The sequence below is a fragment of the Chloroflexota bacterium genome (assembly GCA_016219275.1).
Lineage (GTDB): Bacteria > Chloroflexota > Anaerolineae > UBA4142 > UBA4142 > JACRBM01.
The window spans coordinates 17,483-34,057 of the sequence record JACRBM010000071.1 but is presented as its reverse complement, the minus strand read 5'-3'; the positions used below and the strand labels follow the sequence as shown (position 1 = coordinate 34,057).

Here is a 16,575-nt window from a genome sequence, read left to right as displayed (position 1 = left end):
CTGCCAAAGCACAAGTTGGTATCACAGCGACCTTTGGCAAGTTTGGGTTATTTGATTTGGGAGTCTCGATGATCATAACTGTCTATCCGTACGGCACAAACCATACCCAGGAAATGATTGCCGATCTCTCGCGTCGCGCGTATGAATTTCGAATCCAGGTTTTGCAGATGGTGTACGCGCGTCAGACTGGACACATCGGCGGCGCGTTTTCGATCGCCGAAGTGCTGACCGCGTTGTACTTTCATCACTTGCGAATCAATCCATCCAATCCGAACTGGGACGACCGGGATCGGTTGGTGTTTTCGAAAGGGCACGCGTGCGCGATGCTGTACACCGCGCTCGCGCATCGCGGCTTTTTTCCGGTCGAAGATCTGATGACGTTTCGCGCGCTCAACAGCCGTTTGCAAGGACATCCAGAGAGACAAAAGACACCTGGCATCGAAGTGCCGGCGGGTCCGCTCGGTCATGGTGTGGCGATTGGGGCAGGCATGGCGCTCTGCGCGCGGATGGACAAATCGAAACGACGCGTCTACGCGATCCTGGGTGACGGCGAAATCAACGCCGGCGTCATCTGGGAAGGCGCGCTCGTCGCGGCGAAATATCAACTCGACAATTTGAAAGTGATTCTCGACTACAACGGGGTTCAACAAACTGGGACGACCACCAAGGTCTTGCCTACCGAACCCATCGTGGACAAATGGCGCGCGTTCGGCTGGCACACGATTGAGATTCACGGTCACAACCAGACCCAGGTTCTCGACGCGCTCGATCAAGCGGACGAAATTCACGGCAAGCCGGTCGTCATCATCGCGCGCACGACGAAGGGCAAGGGCGTGAGTTTCATGGAGAACGATTCCTACTGGCACGGCAGTCCGCCGAACGAAAAACAATTTCAAGCCGCGCTCGCCGAGTTGAACGAAGGAGTCGCGCGATGGCAGAACTAATTCGCGAACCATTTGGCGCGTTAGTTTCGATGCGCAAGGCATACGGCGAAGCGTTGATCGAACTGGGCAAAACGCATCCCAACGTCGTCGTGTTGAGCGCGGACGTTTCCAATTCGGATCACAGCGGCATGTTCGAAGCGGTGTATCCCGATCGTTTCTTCAATGTCGGCATCGCGGAACCGGCGCTGGTGGATGTGGCGGTCGGCTTGGCGAACGGCGGGCGCGTGCCGATTGCCAACACGTTTTCGTTTTTGTTTGCGACCCGCGCACTCGAACAAGTCCGCACGCATCTTTGCTACGGTGAAGCGAACGTGAAACTTGCCGGCGCATACAGCGGCTTGTCCGATTCGTTCGATGGTCCGACGCATCACGCAATCACCGACATTGCGATCATGCGCGCGCTGCCGAACATGACTGTGGTCGTCCCGGCGGATCCGCTCGCGGTGAAAAAGCTATTGCCGCTCGTCGCGGATTGGCAAGGTCCGGTGTTCTTCCGCCTGTGTCGCAACGAAGTGCCGGAAATTTTCACCGACGAGTACACGCCCGAAATCGGCAAGGGCATCGTGCTACGACAAGGCGCGGATGTATCAATCCTCTCTTGTGGCGTGTTGGTCGCGCGTTCGTTGCTCGCGGCGAAATGTCTTGCGGAACAAGGCATCAGCGCGCGCGTCGTCGAAGTGCACACGATCAAACCACTCGATCGCGGTCTGGTGATCGCGTGTGCGAAAGAAACCGGCGCACTCGTGACCGTCGAAGAACACAGCATCATCGGCGGACTGGGCGGCGCGGTCGCCGAAGTCCTCGTCGAAAATGAACCCGTGCCGATGGAACGCATCGGCGTTGCCGATACGTTTGCCGAGAGCGGACCTTATTCCGAATTGATGGACAAGTACGGCTTGAGCGTGAATGACATTGTGAATGCGGCGCACCGCGCGGTTGCGCGCAAATGCAAATGAGGAAATATGGACAAAGAAATCACCCTGCCGTACGGGCACGACACAAAAACGCTTTGTGTTCCCGAAGAAAATCTTGCCTGGGTCGTCGCGCCAGAAAACGCGGCGGCGGTTCTGGATTTGGCAGCCGCCGTTCGTTCCGCGATTCATTCGCCCATTGGATCGCCGGCGTTGCCGGAACTTGTCGCGCGGTACGGTACCAAGACCGTAATTCTAGTTGATGATGGGACACGTTCGACGCCGCAACAAGCGATTCTCCCAATTCTGCTCGACGAATTGAACGCCGCCGGTGTGCCCGACCGCGACATCATTGCCTTGATCGCGCTCGGCACGCACCGCGCGATGAACGAAGCAGAACGCATCGCGCGTTATGGCGGGACCATTTGCGCGCGCATTCGCGTCGAGAATCTTTCATCTGACCCGGCGGATTTTTGCGATCTCGGTGTGACGCCGCTGGGTGTCCCGATCTTTATCAGTCGTCGCTATTTGGAAAGCCAAATCAGTATCGCGGTCGGCAACATTATCCCGCACATGTACGCGGGCTGGGCGGGCGGCGCAAAGATGGTGCAGCCCGGCATGACGAGTCCGCTCACCACCGCGAAGACACACTTGATGGCGGGACCGCGTGTCTACGAAATTCTGGGAAACGTGGACAATCCGGTGCGTCGCGAGATGGAAGAGATCGCGGTCAAATCGGGACTAAAGTTCATCGTCAACGTGGTGCTCAATCGCGATGGTGATGTTGTAGCGGTGGTCGCCGGCGATGCCATCAAAGCGCATCGCGCGGGTGTGGAAATCGCGCGCCCGATTTACACCGTCGCGGTGAACGAAAAACCAGAGATCGTCGTCGCGAGTTCGCATCCGGCGGATCGAGATTTGTGGCAAGGTTTCAAGCCAATCAATAACTGCGGCATGTTCGTCAAAGATGGCGGCACGTTGATTCTGGTGATTCCCGCGCCAGAAGGAATCGCGCCAGACCACCCGCAACTAATCGAACTCGGGACGACGCCCGGCGACAAGGTACTCCAATTGGTCGAGCAGGGAAAAATTTCAGACGGCGTGGCGGCGGCGACGTACCTGGCATTCGATCAAACGCGCAACCGCGTGAAGGTGATGCTTGTCACCGATGGCATTACCGATGTCGAGGCGCAAAAGATCGGAGCGACCGCGACCCAGGATTTGCGCGCCGCGCTCGCGATAGCCCGCGCGCGTCACGGCGACCAGGCGCGGATCGGCGTCGTGACCCACGGCGCAGATATTATGGGAGCGTTCCAAGTCGCCGGAACAAATAAATAACCCCAATTGCTACTCTAAAAAGCAAACATAGGACGTGCCGTGAATTACGCCCGTCGAACCCGCGATAACAAAACGTGCAGCAGGTTACAAACCTGCCGCACGTTTTTATGCGGGACTAGATAGTGTCAGCCAATCACTACACTTCCCAGTTTCCAAGGTAGTGTTCAAGGCGAGTCGCCGCGAAGAGGCGCAAGGGGTGTGGGTCATGTTCTTGGGTGGTGAAAAAACCTTGCGAAGGTATTGACGACAAATCAAATTTGATTGCCGTTCAACCTTCGCAAGGTTGAGTGTTCCAAAATTTTGACAGACACCCAGGCGCAAAATTCAGCTTGTTGTCGTGTGGGGTCTATGCTAAAATGTTGCAAGTTCGCACGACTATACCACGCGACAGTCAACATCGCGCGCCATCACATACCCCACAGCTGGACACTCCGTTGATCCGCGACGTAGTAAAAATAAAAAGAAGGAATCGGATTTCATCCGATGCTGTCGAATTGAGGAAATAGATGTCTTCTCAAGAATTGCACATAGTTACTGGCGCGTTTGGATATATCGGCAAATATATCACAACGCGATTGCTAAAGGGAGAACACCTCGTTCGCACGTTGACGAATTCGGTACATCGCGCGAATCCGTTTGGCGGCATGGTCGAAGCGAATCCTTTCAACTTTGATGCGCCTGACAAATTGGTTGAGTCGCTACGGGGTGCGACAGTACTTTACAACACATACTGGGTACGTTTTAACTACAAGACAGATTTCAAACACTCGATGGCAGTTGAGAACACGCTGAAGCTGATTCAGGCGGCAAAGCAAGCCGGCATCCAACGCTTTGTGCATGTCAGCATCACAAATCCATCCGCGGACTCGCGGCTGGAGTATTTTAGCGGAAAGGCGAAACTCGAGCGTGCATTGATTGAGTCGGGTCTGTCATACGCGATTCTGCGCCCGACGGTTGTCTTTGGAAGGGAAGATGTACTCATAAATAATGTTGCCTGGATCCTCAGACACCTGCCGGTCTTTGGCGTCTTCGGTGATGGGCAATACAAGTTGCAACCGATCTATGTGGATGACCTCGCCGCACTTGCCGTAGCGCAAGGCGCGAACCGCGAGAATCTCATCATCGACGCGATTGGTCCTGAGACATTCGCCTATCGTGAACTCGTGAGTCAGATCGGTGAGATTATCGGTGTGCGTCGCCTAATCATCTCGGTGCCGCCTTGGTTCGGCTACGTGGTCGGATCCGCGATTAGTCGTTTGCAAGGCGATGTGTTTATCACGCGCGAAGAGATTGACGGCTTGATGCACGGCTTGCTCTGCACAAACTCGCCGCCTGCTGGTGAGACACGGCTCACCGATTGGGCGCGAGTCAACTCGGCAACGCTTGGCGTAAAGTATGCCAGTGAACTCGCTCGGCGGCAGAACCGCAAGACCGCTTACGAAAATCTCTAGTCGTCAGGATGGTTTCCCTTTTGGGCGCACACACGCGGCGACACTCGGCGCGCGGTACGCGAATGAACTCGCGCGGCGAAAATGAATTTGGGCGCGTGCACTCCCACCGGACTGTCGAACAATCGAACGGAAACTCAAGGACTCGGCGTTGGCGTCACGGTGCGTGTGGGGCGCGGCGCGGCAGTCGGAGTCGGGGTCGGTTCTTGCGTGATGTCAGACGGGGTAAACTTTTTCAGAATCAACACGAATTCGAGGCGCGTAAAATCTACGGTCGGTTTGATCGCGGCTTCTTGAAACAATTCAATATCGCGTTTGTGCACTTCGGTCACTTGTCCGATCACAAGACGCTTGGGGAAATTGCCGCCCATCCCGGAGGTCAGGATCAAATCGCCGGGTTTGATCGCCTCGCCTTGCGGCACGTACTTGATGATGACGTTGCCGTTTACGTCGCCTTGCGTGATGCCGGTCGCGCGGGTGGATTGCACGACTGCATTCACCGAACTTGAGGGATCGGTGATGAGCAACGCTTTCGCCCAATGGGCGCCAGTCGCGGTGACGCGACCGACGAGTCCTTCGGGCGTGACGACCGGCATACCGACCTTGACGCCTTCGGCGCTGCCCTGGTCTATGATGATGAACCGCGCGAGGTTCGACGGATCGCGCCCGATCACGCGCGCAAGATCAATCTCGCGTTCGAGCACTGCCGCGCCCAGCAAATCGAAATCGGGATTGCTTTGTTTGTAGCGCAACTGTTGGCGCAATTGTGTATTTTCGTTTTCGAGTTCGCGCACGCGGACGCGTTGAATCTCGGATGCGTTGACCAACCCTTGCAAGCGTTTGACTTCGGCTTGCAACGTTGCGACATCCGCGAGTGTGCCCGTCACATTCTCCGCGCTCTGGGTGATGCCGAGCGCGCCGCGCAGTAATGGTTGAATCCATCCAAGTGCGAGGTCTTGCGCAGGCGCGAGTTGCCCCGTCTGGTAGAGTAGCAAGGCGAGAAAGGCAATCACGACGAAGAGGACGAGCACGGTTGCGCGATTACGATTCGAGGAAAACATGGGGGAATTTCAGATTGCAGATTTATGATTTAGGATTTACGGCTGTGCGGAAATATTTTCCAAATCAGAAATCAGAAATTATAAATTATAAATTCCACTAGCGTCGCGTGGAACGGGTCGGCATCACAACTTTGTGGAGAACGTCGAGTTCTTCGAGGATTTGACCTGCGCCGCGCACGACGCACGTGAGCGGATCTTCCGCGACGTAACAGTGCATCTTGGTTTCTTGCGACAAACGGTCGGCGATACAGCCGAGCAACGCGCCGCCGCCGGCGAGCGCGATGCCGTACTGCATCAAGTCGGACACGAGTTCGGGCGGGGTTTCGTCAATCGTCGTTTTGAGTGCGTCCACGATTTGATTGACCGGATTGGCGAGCGCCTCGCGAATTTCGACCGACGATACTTCGATCCCTTCGGGCAACCCAGTGATGAGATTGCGTCCGCGCAACACCACGGTGCGTTCTTCGGGCATGGGGAACGCGGAGCCGACGCTCACCTTGATGTCTTCCGCCATACGGTCGCCGACGAGGATGTTGTACTTTTCACGCGCGTACCGCACGATCTCTTCGTCCATCTCGTCGCCCGCGACGCGAATCGAACGACTGACGACGATGCCGCCGAGCGAGAACACCGCCATCTCGGTCGTGCCGCCGCCGATGTCTACGATCATGCTACCGACCGCTTCGGTAATCGGCAAGCCCGCGCCAATCGCCGCCGCCATCGGCTCTTCGACGAGAAAGACTTCGCGCGCGCCGGCGTTGATCGCCGCGTCGTGCACCGCGCGTTTTTCTACTTCGGTCACGCCGCTCGGAATGCCGATGACGATGCGCGGACGATGCGGCAAGGGCAGTAGAGAATGATCGTGCACCTTGCCGATAAAGTACTCGAGCATTTTTTCGGTGACGTCAAAATCGGAAATGACGCCATCGCGCAGAGGACGAATCGCGACAATGTCGGCGGGTGTGCGTCCGACCATTTGCTTCGCTTCGGAGCCAATCGCGAGCACACGCTTGGTGCGTCGCTCGATCGCGACGACGGAGGGTTCGTTGATGACAATACCGACGCCGCGCACGAGCACGAGCGTGTTCGCCGTGCCGAGGTCAATCCCAATATCGCGCGAGAATAATCCCAGGAGCCAATTGATGGGGCTAAACAACGAGAACTCCAGATTTTTAGTCGAATAGTCACATTGTCAAACTAGTGCGAATTCCGAATCAGTTTACAGAGTCCGTAGGGGCGTTCAATTGAACGCCCCCTACGACGCAACTTGTTGACGAGCGGACTGGTCGGCATTATACCACAAACCGCATAAACACAAAAAGAGTGGGGTAAAGAACACCCCACTCTTTCTCCGTATCCAAACGGTTATTTCTTTTCTTCCTTTTTGGCTTCGCCAGCCGGAGCTTCGCCTTCGGCGACTTCTTCTTCCTTCTTCTTGCCAACCACTTCGACTTCGGCGGCAGCCACCGGCGCTTCGGTCGCGACCACTTCTTCCTTCACCGCGACGATCTTGGCAACCATTTCGTCGCCGGGGGTGAGGATTTGAATCTTGTCGGTGGTCTTGAGATCGCGCACGAACAGACTCTGGTTCAGACTCACGAGCGCGGTCACGTCCACTTCGATATTCGGAATGAGATCGGTGGGAAGCACGCGAATCTGCACCGTATCAATCCCGTGAATCAACAGACCTTCGCCACGCGTGACGGCAGACGAGGTGCCGACGAGCACGAGTGGCACTTCGGTCGTGATCTTTTCGGTGAGCGAAACTTCTTGCAAGTCCACGTGAATGATGCGTTGCGTCAGCGAATTGCGTTGCACTTCGCGCGCCAAAACAAGACGGGGTGCGCCGCTATCAATCGTCAGTTTAATCAGGCGATTGCGTCCGGCGGTGGCAACCACCTGTTTCAACATCTTTTCATCGAGTTTGATCACGATCGGCTTTTCGAGGTGGGTGCCGTACAAAATGCCCGGGATCGTCCCGGCGCGGCGCATGGCATTCACCTGCTTGCCAATCACATCGCGCGTTTGCGCGCTCAACAAAATATCGTCAGCCATTTTCAATAGACCTTTCTCTGAAAAATTGCTGGGCTATTATACGGGGAAAGGGTGTTTTGGTCAAATACACGTAGAGACGTTGCATTGCAACGTCTCTACCGATTGATCACACGCGAATCACCGGGTCTTTGGGCGCGCGGCTCAAAATCTCCACGCCGTCCTCTTTGATGACGACCAAATCTTCGATGCGGATGCCGCCCCAACCGGCGATGTAAATGCCCGGCTCGATAGTCAGCGTCATATTTTCGCGATACACGTCTTTGCTCAATTTGCTCGCGCGCGGACCTTCGTGCACGGCGAGTCCAACGCCGTGTCCCAAACCGTGTCCAAACGTTTCCGCCCATTCGGTCTTGCCGATGACGTGGCGCGCGAAGGCGTCGGCGCGTTTGCCTTTGACGCCCTCGCGAATTTTCTTTTCGGCGGTTAGCTGCGCTTTCAACACGGTGTCGTACACTTTTTTGAATTGCCCGTTCGCCTCGCCGAGCACGACCGTGCGCGTCATGTCCGAGTGATAATGATCAATCCGGCAACCGATGTCTACGACAATCGGCTCGCCGCGTTGAATCACGTAATCGGTTGGGCGCGCGTGCGGCAATGCGCCGTTCGATCCCGCGGCAACGATCAACTCGAACGCGACCTTATCCGCGCCGTGTTCGCGCATGTAGCGTTCGATGATCCACGCGCCTTGCTTTTCGGTCATGCCCGGTTTGAGCTCGCGGCAAAAATGCGCGAATGCCTCGTCGGTCAAATCCACCGCGCGTTTGATCTTGGCAAGTTCGTCCGCGTCTTTGACGATACGCAATTCTTCGACGATACCATCCACGGGCTTGAGCTTAAAGCCGGCTTTACGCGCGGCTTTGCTCCAATCCTTGAACGTCGCAACGGTGAGATGCGCCATTTCAAACCCGACGGCTTTCGGTTTGGTGTGCGCGCCAAATTCACCGAGCGCTTTGTTGCGGTCGTACCCGGCTTCAAACAATTTGAAATCGGGCGCGTGGAGTTTCACTTCCTCGTAGTAACGCGAGTCGGTCGAAATCCACGCGTGCTCGGCGGACACGATCATCGTCGCGTCGAGATATTCGCCGCCGCCAAAACCGGACAGATAGTATAGATTTTCAGGTCGCGTAATCAACAGCGCGTCGAGTTGATTCTGCGCGATTTTTTCGCGCAGACGCGCGAGACGTTGATTCATTCATTGCTCCTTCGAGTAGGGTGAGTTTACTTGGGCGCGCCGAGCGTCGGCACGAGCGCGGGGATTGCCGGCGGTGTTGCGGGCGGCAACGCCGGCGTTTTGCCGGCGCGGCAATCTGCCAAACCGCGTTGCGCGAGCGAACTGTTGGGGTTGAGTTTCAGCGCGAGATCAAAATAGGGAATGCCCTGCGCGCATTGATTCGCTTTGCCGAACGCCAGACCCAGGTACGTGTACGAATCGGCGTCGTTCGGATCGAGCGTGATCGCGCGGCGGAGATGCGGCACGGCTTGCAACGGTTTGTCCGCCTCGATCAGCGCTAAGCCCAATTGTTGAATCGCCGGAATGTACGCGCCGTACAAGCCCACCGCTTTTTCGTACGCGGGAATCGCTTCGAGCGGATTGCCGAGATAGACGCGCAATGCTTCGCCGTACTCGAAAAAGCGAAAGTACGAGTCCGGCTCCAAGACGGTCGTCTGTTTCCACGCGGCGAACGCGTTTTCTTTTTGCCCTTGCAGAGTCAAGACCCAGGCTTGCGCGCGTTGCGCTTCGGCGCTCGTCGGCGCAAGTTGGAGCGCGAGTTGCGCTTGCGCGGTCGCGTCGTTCTTGCGTCCCGCGTGCAAGTACGCTTCGGCGAGATACGCGTGCGCGTTCGCGCTTTTCGCATCGAGCTTGATCGCTTTTTCGCACGACCGCAACGCGTCCTCGACTTGATTGTTCCACAATTGCGCGCGACACAGTTGCGCGTTCGCTTCGGCGTCTTCCGCGCCGCGCGCGATCGCTTCTTGCGCTTTGGCAAGCGCCTCGCGCAATTGACCGCGCATTGCCAACGCGCGTGACCAGCGCGTCAACGGCGCGGGATTCGTCGGCGCGAGTTGTGACGCGGTTTGATACTGGGTGATCGCGGCATCCACGCGACTTTCGGCGAGCAGTTTATCGCCTTGCGCGAGGAACATGCCAATGTTGCTTGTCGCGGCGGGCGGGGTCGCAGAGGTCGGGACGACCGCCGCGGGCGTGCGATTGGTCACCTGCGCGAAAAAACTGCTGATCGGTTTGGTCGGCACGGCGAGATCAATCACGAGCCACGCGATCAACACGACGATGAGCGCGGCAAGCGCGGCGACGATGATGAGCAGAGGTCCGGTCAACGCAAGCGAGGGCAACGCGCGCGGGAGATGGGCGGCGCGGGCGGATGGTGGTGTGACGAGCGGCGCCGGCGTGCGCGTGACCAGTCCGGTCGTAAGATGTTCGGGACTGGCGGGCGCGTCCATGCGCGGCGATATGGCGACAGACTCGATGGATTCCTTCGGCGTTTCGGGCTGCGGCGGTTCATCTACCGGCGGCGTGCCGGGGAGCCAGCGCGCGCCGTCGTTCATGTACCACTTGCCGCTTTGCGCGCCAATCATCCACCAGCGATTTTGTTTGTCTTGAAATCGCAGTGTCGCGATCTCGGATTTGAAATCGTCTTCGCTCATCGCGCCGACATCGAACTTGCCTTTCAGTTCGAAAAACCGACGCTCCATTTCCTGCACGTTCATCCAGTGCTCCCATTACTTGCTGTGACGAACGCGCGAAAAAGTTCGAGCATCCGCGCGTCGTCGTCCTGCAACCATTCCGGGTGAAACTGTACGGCGACCGCAAAATTGCCGTTGTCCGCCTCGATGCCTTCGACGATGCCATCGGGCGCGCGCGCGACGATGTGGAAACCGGGCGCGACTTGTTTCAACGCTTGATGGTGCAGACTATTCACCTGAACCTGGGTCGCGCCGAGCGCGCGTCCGAGCGTCGAGCGCGGATCAATCTCGACCGCGTGCGCGAGGTAGTTGTACGGATTACCTTTTTGATGTGGATGGCGCAGCGGATTCGCGACCTGGGCGTCAATGTCTTGGTGCAGTGAACCGCCCGCCGCGATGTTGATCAATTGGATGCCGCGACAAATTCCCAGAATCGGTTTTTGTTCGGCGAGCGCCCATTGCGCGAGATTCAGTTCGACCGTATCGCGCGCGGGATCAATCTCACCGCAGAACGGTTCGACCGATTCGCCGTACACGTTGGGGTGCACATCTACGCCGCCGGGAAAGAGTACGCCGTCGAGCCGCGCGAAAATCGCGCGCAATGTGTCGTCGCTCAGATTGAGCGGAATCAACACCGGCGCGCCGCCGGCACGGGCGATGGCGCGCGTGTACGTCTCGTTCATGCCAAAACGCGGAATGCCGTCTATGCAATCGCTCGCTTTAAGCGTGCGCGTGGGAATGCCAATCAGGGGTTTCAATGCAAATCCTTTCCGTTAATACATTCGCCAGAATCCAGGTTGCTCCCCTTCGGGGAAACCTGGATTCTCTCTTGCCGGAACGGAACAGCGTCCGTTCCCTACACAATCGTATTCGTCAGTCGTCCCAGTCCTTCGACCTCGACAGTGACCACATCGCCCGGTTTCAAGTACACTGGCGGCAACGCAAAGTGTCCGACGCCGGACGGTGTGCCGCTCGCGATAAGATCGCCGGGCATCAAGGTGATGCCCTGGGAGATGAACGAAATCAACTTGGCGACGCCGTTGATCATGTTGCTCGTGTGCGAATCCTGACGCGCCTCGCCGTTGACCCAGCATTTGATCGCGAGATTTTGCGGATCGGCGATTTCATCGCGCGTCGCGATGAACGGACCGATCGGGCAGAACGTGTCGAGCGATTTACCCCAGCCCCATTGTCCGCCGCTTTTCGGATGAAACTGCAAATCGCGCGAACTGATGTCATTGAGATTGCAATATCCGAACACGAATTCGAGCGCCTCGACCTCGGAAACGCGATGCGCGCGTTTGCCGATGATGACGCCCAGCTCGGCTTCGTAATCCACTTTTTTTGTCAGCGTCGCGTCCCAGGTTACCGGCGCGTCGGGTCCGGTGATCGAGTTTGGAAACTTGGGGAACAGAATCGGCAGGAATTCTTCTTGCTCCAGAATATCTTGCTCTTGCCGATGCGAACCATAGTTCAAACCGATCGCGATGATTTTCGGCGCGGTCAGAATCGGCGCGAGCAATTTTACCGCGTGCAGCGGAAACACAATCCCATCCACCGCGCGGCTGCCGAGAAATTCGAGCGTCTCATTCGCCGCGTCCCACGCGTCCTCGCCCTTGCCGATGAACGCGAGCGCGTCGTGCGCGAGGTACTGAATCTCTTGTCCATGCGCCGCGAGAAACATCGCGCGCGCGAGATTGAGGTCAATCACATTTTCGCCGCGCAGAGCGCCCCAATGTGTTTCGCCGGCGACTTGAAAGGTCACGAGTTTCATTCTGCCTCCAGCCGTGTCGTGTATCGCGTGCCGATTTTACACCAACTTGGAACGCGGCGCAAAGCACGCCCTACGCAATCCATAACACGAATTGCGTAGGGCGTGTTGCATATTAGGTCTTCCGCGCGTGCTTCTTCGTCGGCAGGGCTTCGAGTTCGTTCATCCACTCGGCGATCACGTCAAATCCGCCTTGCCAGAATGACTTGGAGGTCATATCAATCCCGGCTTCGGCGAGCATATGCGCCGGACTCGCCGAACCACCGTACGTCAAGAGTTTCAAATAGCGCGGCTTGAACGCGTCGCCTTCTTTGCGGTACTGTTTGTACAGCGCGAGCGTCAACAGATTTCCAAAACTGTACGCGTACACGTAGAATGGGGTGTGATAGAAATGCGGGATACTGACCCACTCCCATTGAAATTCCTGGCTCACATCCACCGCATCGCCGAATTGCGCGTGCAGATTTTCGAGATAGCGCGCGTTCAGTTCTTCGACCGATTTGCCCTGCGCGATCAATTCGTGCGCGTCGCGCTCGAACAGCACAAAGAACGCCTGCCGCAGCACGGTTGCGTACGTGTCATCCAATTTCGTCGCGAGAATATCGCGGCGCACGTCTGCGTTCTTTTCGTGCGCGAGCAATTTTTCCGTGAGCAACATTTCACCGAACACGGACGCGGTCTCGGCGAGCGGCAATGCCGAGTGAAAGGTCAGCACGGAATGTTCGCTGGCGAGCAACGCGTGAATCGCGTGACCGAACTCGTGCGCCATCGTCGCGACATCGCGCGCCTTGCCGGTATAGTTGAGCAACACGAACGGCGCCATGCCTGGCAGAACGCTCGCGCAGAACGCGCCGCTCGCTTTGCCCTTGCGGATTTCCGAGTCCACGTGTTGTTCCTCGAACACGCGGCGCGCGTGGTTCGCGATCACCGGCGAGAATGCGTTGAAACTATCGAGCACCATCTCCACGGACTTGTTATACGGATATTTTTTGTCGGACGACGCGAGCGGCGCGTAGATGTCGTAGCGGCGCAATTTACGCACGCCCAACCATTTGGCTTTTTGTTTGAAATAACGTTGGAACACCGGCGCGTTCGCGCGAATCACATCGAGCATCGTGTCCACCGCCGCGTCGGGAATATCGTTCGAGATGTTGCGTACCGCCATGGGCGACGCGAATTTGCGGAGTTGCACTTGCTCGGTGCGCCAATCCTGCGCGCGATACGCGTAGATTTGCGCGAGCGGTTTGCCGTGCGCGCTGAACACGCGATACAATTCGCGGTACGCCGCCGCGCGAATCGCTGGGTCTGGATCGCGCACGTACATCATCAACGCTTCACGCGTCAGTTTTTTCGTTTTGCCATTGACTTTCAAGTTGAACTCGTACGCGTTCGTCAGCATCGAGTACAGCGTGATCAAACCATCCATGCCGTTCACGTCTTTTAGGTTGATCACTTTTTCTTCTGGTTCGGTGAGCGTGTGCGGCTTGAACAGTCGCTCGCTTTCGAGATAGTAGCGTAGGTCGCCGGAATTTTGCATCAAGCGCGCCGCCGCATCGTCGCGCAGTGTTTTCCACCACAGCGAAAAGAACAGCGTGCGATTGCCCAACTCGGTGAGCATTTGGCGCGTGCTCAGTTGAAACGTCAGCGCCGCGCTCGATTGCGTGTCTTCGGAAAACCACAGTCCACTGTACGCGCCGAGTCGCCGCGCGACCGTGTTGAGCGATTCGTACTCGCGCAGAATCGCGAGAAACTCGGGTGCGTCCATTTCGTCGGACAATTTCGCGCGATGCGTTTCAAAGTTGGTGACACGCGCTTTGAGGTCGTCAACAATGGCATCAAACTCGGGACCGCTTGTCGCGGGCAGAATATCGTTTAGATTCCAGCGACCTGGCTTGAATGGTGCAGAAGACATTTGTCCACTCCTTGGGAAATTTGGAAACGCGCACGATGATAGCACGGCGCGGCGAGTGTGTCAAAGGGGGGCAAAAATCACCGCGCCGTCTTGACCGCGAGCGATTGCGCGTCCACGATGAACTCAATCGCGCCGCGTTCATCGGTGCGGAGAATCGTTGCGGGCGCGAGCGTGGCGAGGAGATCGGGTGAGGGTTTGTCGCGTGCGGTGCGTCCGGCAAACACGAGCGCGAATTGCGGATTGACCGCGCCGAAAAATTCCGGCGCGATTTTCTTTGGCGCGACGAGCACAGTGCTCGCGTCCGTCATCTCACGCACGAATGTTGCTTGGTCGTTCGTCGTCGCGTTGTCCGCGATCAAAAACGTACTCCCACCCGCGCGCAGACGCGCGGACGCAATGTTGTTTGCCAGTCCGGCGACTTCAAGTGTCACCTCGCGGTCAAGCGCGATCTGTACACCATCGCGCGCGGACAAAATCGCGACGCGTTTTTGTGCGAGCAAATCGTTCCACTTTTTCTGCGCGTCATTTGGTTTGGCGGGCAAATCAACTTGAACGACGCGCGGTGCGTCGTACCGTTCTAATGTGGTGACGAGACCGGCGAGATGCGCGTCGTCCGCATTCGTCAACACAACCAAATCGAGCGTGCGATCCCAGAATGGCAAACGCGAACCAAGCGCGGCGACAGTCGCACTCGGCGACTCGCCGCCGTCAATCAAGATTTTCGCGCCGCTCGGCGTGCGAATGAACGTCGCCGCGCCGCCGCCGTCGAGAAAGACCACGTGCGTCTTGCCATCGGGCGCGGTGACCGCGAGATTCCACACCCAGATGCCGAGCACGAGCATCGCACTCAACGCGATGGCTGGTTGCAATCCGATGCGTTCGCGCAGTGCGCGCCAATCCACGAGCGTCGCGCCAAAAATAATCGCGTAACACAAAAACAGCGCGAGTACATCCAAGCGCCCGATTTCCATCGCGGGAACGGGCAACGCGGCAATCGTTTGCACGACCCGAATCGTCCATTCGAGGAACGGCAATGCGAGCCACGCGAGCACCTGACCGACCGGTTGCACGATCAGCGCGACGAGCGTGGCGGTGCCGCCCAAGAGCATCACCGCGGGCTGCACCCAGAGCACGAGAAAATTCGCGAGCAAGCCGACCGGGGAAAAACGGTGGAACGCAAAGACGATGAGCGGCGTCGTTGTGATTTGTGCGGCGAGCGTGACGATGAGTGAATCGCTCAACGCGCCGACGATTTGTTTCGCGCGGGCGCTCGACGTGAATCGTGTGAACATGTTTTCAAACGCGCGCGTGAGCGGTGTGACGTACAAAATCAAACCCAGGGTCGCGAGGAAACTGAGTTGAAACCCCATGTCGTACAGTGTGAACGGATCCCACGCGGTCATCGCGATGGCGGACGCGGCGAGCGCGTTGAGTGCGTCGTTCGGGCGATGCAACGCGCGCGCGAGCACGGAGAGCGAACCCATCACCGCCGCGCGCACGACCGACGCGCTTGCGCCGACGAAGAGCGTGTACGCGACGAGTCCCGCAATCACGATGAACGTCGCGCCGCGTTTCGTCACGCGTCCGGCAAGTTGCGTCAGAATCCCGGCGATGATCGCGATATTAAACCCGGAAATCGCGATAATGTGCGCGGTGTTGGTCGCGCTAAACGCGTTGTTCAACTCGCGCGGAATGCCGGACTCGACGCCGAGCAAAATCCCGGCGAGGAGCGATGCCGACGGTTCCGGGAAAATCGCGAGAATCGTATCGTGTGCGCGGTCGCGCACCGCGTAGAGCGCGGCGAAGAACGGATTGCCCTGGTCGCGTTCGAGCGTTTTCACGCCGCTGTAGATGCGGACGAGCGAATGAATGCCTTGTCGCGCGAGGTACTCTTTGTACGACCAGTCTTCAAATTCTGGCGGTGTGGTCGGCTCGCCGTAAATCTGGATGCGGTCGCCGTACCGCACGTCGGACTCGCGCGGCGCGTTGACGAGTGCGAGTCCATTCACCGCGCACCAATCGTTGCCGATGCGCACGCGCGTGATCGCGATACGAACCTGGGTCGAGTAATCGCGTATTTCGGGCGGGTCAATTACGTCGCCGATCATCGCGCGCGCGCCTTTGTCGTTCCACGCGACGAGCGCGTTTTCATCGAACGTGGGTCGCGCGAGCGCCAGGCGCAGCGCGCCGAGGAGAAACAAAAGCAGGCAAAGATGCGCGCGGGTGAGGCAAGGATCGCGTCGCCAGATGAGGAGCAAACCGAGCGGAAAGAAAAGCCACCACGCCCAGATCAGCGCGGGGAGCGCGATGAGTGATGAGAGAGTAATGCCGACCACGAACGCAAGCGCGAGATAGATGAGGAGCATCGTGACCTCGTGAAGGCGCGCGGATTTTCGCTGCCGATTCTAACCCAGTTTCTCGACGCGCGCAAG

13 protein-coding genes are annotated in these 16,575 nt (G+C 57.8%); 4 read left to right on the top strand and 9 right to left on the bottom strand.

The features are described 5' to 3' along the window. Window positions 1-113: 113 nt before the first annotated feature. The 4 genes from HY868_20110 to HY868_20095 all read left to right on the top strand — a co-directional run bounded on the left by HY868_20110 (window position 114) and on the right by HY868_20095 (window position 4,644). Window positions 114-944 carry a transketolase gene (locus tag HY868_20110; GenBank protein ID MBI5304448.1) on the top strand — a complete coding sequence of 277 codons (831 nt, stop codon included), beginning with the start codon at window positions 114-116 and terminating at the stop codon, window positions 942-944. Beyond that, a complete protein-coding gene (locus tag HY868_20105) occupies window positions 932-1,900 on the top strand; it encodes a transketolase family protein (GenBank protein ID MBI5304447.1) in 969 nt (322 codons plus the stop codon). The genes HY868_20110 and HY868_20105 overlap by 13 nt, the downstream gene beginning before the upstream one ends. A gap of 6 nt (window positions 1,901-1,906) precedes the next feature. Next, window positions 1,907-3,193: a nickel-dependent lactate racemase gene (gene larA / locus HY868_20100; protein ID MBI5304446.1), complete on the top strand. Its 1,287-nt coding sequence runs from the start codon at window positions 1,907-1,909 to the stop codon at window positions 3,191-3,193. A gap of 506 nt (window positions 3,194-3,699) precedes the next feature. Continuing rightward, a complete protein-coding gene (locus tag HY868_20095) occupies window positions 3,700-4,644 on the top strand; it encodes an NAD(P)H-binding protein (GenBank protein ID MBI5304445.1) in 945 nt (314 codons plus the stop codon). A gap of 134 nt (window positions 4,645-4,778) precedes the next feature. Here the strand turns inward: HY868_20095 and mreC are convergent, their stop codons facing one another. The 9 genes from mreC to HY868_20050 form a co-directional block, all read right to left on the bottom strand. Beyond that, a complete protein-coding gene (gene mreC, locus HY868_20090) occupies window positions 4,779-5,702 on the bottom strand; it encodes a rod shape-determining protein MreC (GenBank protein ID MBI5304444.1) in 924 nt (307 codons plus the stop codon). 97 nt (window positions 5,703-5,799) lie between these two features. Beyond that, complete coding sequence (locus HY868_20085) at window positions 5,800-6,858, bottom strand: rod shape-determining protein (protein MBI5304443.1); 1,059 nt, start codon at window positions 6,856-6,858, stop codon at window positions 5,800-5,802. A 209-nt stretch (window positions 6,859-7,067) separates the two neighbouring features. Then, window positions 7,068-7,757 (bottom strand): 50S ribosomal protein L25, encoded by a 690-nt coding sequence (locus HY868_20080; GenBank protein MBI5304442.1) that lies wholly within the window; start codon window positions 7,755-7,757, stop codon window positions 7,068-7,070. A 106-nt stretch (window positions 7,758-7,863) separates the two neighbouring features. Beyond that, complete coding sequence (locus tag HY868_20075) at window positions 7,864-8,949, bottom strand: aminopeptidase P family protein (protein ID MBI5304441.1); 1,086 nt, start codon at window positions 8,947-8,949, stop codon at window positions 7,864-7,866. Window positions 8,950-8,975: 26 nt separating this feature from the next. Beyond that, the gene (locus HY868_20070; GenBank protein MBI5304440.1) at window positions 8,976-10,484 is read right to left on the bottom strand and encodes a tetratricopeptide repeat protein; all 1,509 of its coding nucleotides are present in this window, start codon (window positions 10,482-10,484) and stop codon (window positions 8,976-8,978) included. Then, on the bottom strand, window positions 10,481-11,218 hold the full coding sequence (locus HY868_20065) for a gamma-glutamyl-gamma-aminobutyrate hydrolase family protein (protein ID MBI5304439.1): 738 nt from the start codon (window positions 11,216-11,218) through the stop codon (window positions 10,481-10,483). Before HY868_20065 ends, HY868_20070 begins: the two co-directional genes overlap by 4 nt. Before the next feature lie 98 nt (window positions 11,219-11,316). Continuing rightward, the gene (locus HY868_20060) at window positions 11,317-12,234 is read right to left on the bottom strand and encodes a fumarylacetoacetate hydrolase family protein (protein MBI5304438.1); all 918 of its coding nucleotides are present in this window, start codon (window positions 12,232-12,234) and stop codon (window positions 11,317-11,319) included. Window positions 12,235-12,346: 112 nt separating this feature from the next. Beyond that, on the bottom strand, window positions 12,347-14,143 hold the full coding sequence (locus HY868_20055; protein ID MBI5304437.1) for a M3 family oligoendopeptidase: 1,797 nt from the start codon (window positions 14,141-14,143) through the stop codon (window positions 12,347-12,349). Between the two features lie 77 nt (window positions 14,144-14,220). Further along, window positions 14,221-16,509, bottom strand: a complete 2,289-nt coding sequence (locus HY868_20050; GenBank protein ID MBI5304436.1) for a ComEC/Rec2 family competence protein — start codon at window positions 16,507-16,509, stop codon at window positions 14,221-14,223. Window positions 16,510-16,575 lie beyond the last annotated feature (66 nt).